3 protein-coding genes are annotated in these 3,419 nt (G+C 47.6%); all 3 read left to right on the forward strand.

Annotation, left to right across the window (positions count from 1 at the left end; all coding sequences use genetic code 11):
- Positions 1-343: type B 50S ribosomal protein L31 (locus B7Y67_RS13435; protein ID WP_293599088.1), on the forward strand; the 343-nt coding region annotated here is incomplete at its 5' end.
- A 104-nt stretch (positions 344-447) separates the two neighbouring features.
- Positions 448-2,175 (forward strand): hypothetical protein, encoded by a 1,728-nt coding sequence (locus B7Y67_RS13440; RefSeq protein ID WP_293599089.1) that lies wholly within the window; start codon positions 448-450, stop codon positions 2,173-2,175.
- Between the two features lie 3 nt (positions 2,176-2,178).
- Positions 2,179-3,419, forward strand: a 1,241-nt coding sequence (locus B7Y67_RS13445; protein WP_293599090.1) for an MATE family efflux transporter, incomplete at its 3' end; no start/stop codon positions are given.

A 3,419-nucleotide genomic window follows, 5' to 3' on the forward strand; every position in this document is an offset into this window, starting at 1 on the left:
GAAACCTGGCATTCACCCCGAATATCGTGAAATCGTCTTTGTAGACGTTTCTAATAACTTCAGCTTCAAGACTCGCTCCACTATGTCTACTAAAGAGACAATCAAGTGGGAAGATGGCAATGAGTATCCATTGGCCAAGATCGAGACTTCATCTGAGTCACACCCTTTCTACACTGGCACCCAGAAGATTATGGATACTGCCGGTCGTGTTGAGAAATTCCGTCAGAAATTCGGTACTAAAGCTGTTGCTAAAGCAACTGGCGATGGCGCTGCTAAAACAGCTGAGAAAAAAGCTGCCGCTGCAGAAGCTAAAGCTGCTGAAAAGCCAGCTAAGAAGAAGTAATAGACTTACTCTACAAAGGGGTTGGGGTTTGGATATTCAGTATTCACCCTCCCCTGCGAGATAATCAAGGCAGCGTTTGCTGCCTTTTTTATTGCTAGTTTTCTATGGTCAAACTCACTGCCGCTGCTACCACCTCCATTCCACGCATCATTATTTTTGCGTTGACTTTGGTCTATGGTTTTGCCGGTCTTTTTGCACGCGATCCCTGGAAGAATGAAGACGCCATCGGATTTGGTGGCATGTGGACTTTGCAAAGTGGCAAAGCACTCGATTGGATTGTTCCGCATCTTGCAGGACGCGATGTTTCTCTGGGCGCACCCTTTCCTTACTGGCTAGGTGCCACCCTCATGGATCTCTTTGGTCCCTGGATTGGAATGGCCAATGCTGCACGTCTCTATGCAGCAATCTGCTTCTTCGCTGCTGCTCTCGCTATTTGGTATGCGACTTACCTATTAGGTCGCCGTCAAGAAGTTCAGCCCATGGTCTTAGCAGTGGGTGGTCAGCCTGGTCGTAAAAACTATGGAATGACTTTAGCTGATGGTGCGCTATTGATATTCTTGGCTTGCGTCGGTCTTGCACAACGTGCACATGAGACCACACCAATGATGGCCCAACTGATGGGCATCAGCATTGTCTTATATGGCACAGTGCGTGGTTTAGATAAGCCTTGGCAAGGTGGCTTATGGACTGGTCTTGGCATTGCGATTGTTGTACTCTCTAGTAATCTCACGCTTAGCTTAATTGTTGTCAGCTCCACCATCATTGCGGTGATTGCGAGTAATGCGAAATTACGCTTTCGTTGGACTTTAACTAGTACAGTTTTAGGCTTGATTGGTTTTGCGATTTGGCCCGCGCTTTGGTACCTAGGTAACATCACTCCAGAGTGGCGTCATATCGCTGAAGAGGGCTGGCGCAATATGCCAGAGATGCGCGCAACGCCTTCCATTGAATCCCTCGGATTTTTGAGTGTTAACTTCTGGGCTTACGCTTGGCCAGTTTGGCCGCTAGCGATCATCTCTCTTGCCCACTGGGGTCGAGTCAAAGAGGCAGGCCAATGGCGTGCGCCGCATCTGTGCATTCCGCTAAGTGTATTTATTGGTTGCTTGATTTATGTTCTCTTCCGCCTTGAGGCGAATGAACATGATCTCATCATTTTGATTCCGAGCCTGTCGATCATTGCTGCATTTAGCTTACCAATACTCAAGCGTAACCTCATTAGCTTTATCGATTGGTTTGCGATGTTTAGCTTCACCATGATCGCTTTGGCCATTTGGATTATTTGGCTTGCAAAAGTGACTGGCTTCCCTAAATCGACAGCTGCCAATTTAGCAAGACTCCTGCCAGGCTTTCAGGCGCAGTTTGATTACTTTGGTTTTGTGATTGCCCTGATTATTACTGGTGTGTGGTTAGCGATTGTGCGCTGGAGAACATCGCGCGCTCCAAAAGAAATCTGGCGCTGCCTGATTATCTCTGCGTCTGGAACCACCTTGATGTGGGTCTTATTGATGACGCTTTGGTTGCCAACAATTAACTATGCCAAGACCTATCGCGATGTATCTGATCGTCTGGTGCAAATGATTGCCAACACACCAGGGTGTATCGATACAAGTAATCTAGGTCCCGCACAGTTAGCTTCGTTTAATTACTTCACCAAACTACCACTACGAGATGACCCTAGCTGCAATCTGATGCTGACTCATAGCTCTTCAGAGGCTAAGGCTTACGCTAGCCTCAACAAAAAGAAAATAGAATTACTTTGGGAAGATCGCCGCGCATCTGACCGAGATGAGCGCCTGCGCCTCTATCAAATTACCCCTGCTGGTAAAGAATAAAACGTGCTGCACTTTAAATTATCGCGTTTGCGCGAGGATATTCCCTCTCTACTAAAACTCGCTGGTCCCCTACTGATTGGTCAGCTTGCAGTCATTACCTTTGGTGTTTTAGATACCGCTATGACTGCACGCTACTCCGCTGATGACTTGGCTGCCTTGGCAATGGCCTCCGCCATCTTTATCAGCATCTATGTTGGCCTAACTGGCGTCATCTCTGCCCTCGCCCCAATTGCTGGACAACTCTTTGGTGCAAAGCGTTATGGAGAGATTGGTGAAGAAGTGCGTCAAGCCACTTGGCTAGCAGTAGGTCTGACTGTATTGGGTGGCGCCATTCTGCTCAATGCCGATCTTCTTCTGCAAATCTCCCAAGTCACACCAGATATTGAAGGCAAGGCGAAGTTGTACCTCAATATTCTTGCTATTGGCTTACCAGCAAGCATGGCAATGCGGGTTCTCATGGCACTACACAATGCCGTCTCCAGGCCAGCAGTCATTACCGTGGTGCAACTGATTGGCTTAGGCTTAAAGCTCCCGCTCAATCTCCTATTTATTTATGGTGGACTGGGCATTGAAGGTATGGGTGGCCCAGGTTGCGCAGTTGCTACCGTCATCATCAATTGGTTCTGGCTCATCATCACCCTGGGCTTTGTTCTCTTTGATGGCTTTTACAGACCATTTAAGATCTTTGCACGCTTTAGCTGGCCCGACTGGCATCGCATCTGGACGCTCTTGAAATTGGGTGCGCCTATTGGCTTTAGCTATTTGATTGAAGTAACCTCATTTACTTTCATGTCACTCTTTATTGCGCGGCTAGGCACTACTGCTTTAGCTGGTCATCAAATTGTGGCTAATATGGGGACCGTAATCTATATGGTGCCACTATCCCTGTCGATTGCGACGATGACCCTGGTCTCTCAATCTATTGGCGCCGACAAACAAGAACGTGCTGAGGAAATTGGATGGTCCTCGGTATTCTTCACAACAACTTTGTGCGTTCTGATTGGTATCGCAGTCTGGATTTTTAGAGTGCAACTTTTAGATTTATATGATCCACCAGAAGAAGTGAAATTATTCTCGATTCCACTCTTTTTGTTTATCGCTTTTTATCAAGTCTTTGATGCCCTGCAGATTACAGCAGCCTTCATACTGCGAGCCTATCGGATTGCCTTCTGGCCGATGGTCATTTATGCCGGCTCACTTTGGGGCGTGGGGCTTGGGGGTGGCTACTTGATGGGCTTTAATGT

It is taken from the genome of Polynucleobacter sp. 35-46-11, assembly GCF_002281105.1.

Excerpts from the sequence above, each read along its gene's own strand:
- B7Y67_RS13440 (WP_293599089.1), top strand. The coding sequence starts at position 448 with ATGGTCAAACTCACTGCCGCTGCTACCACCTCCATTCCACGCATCATT.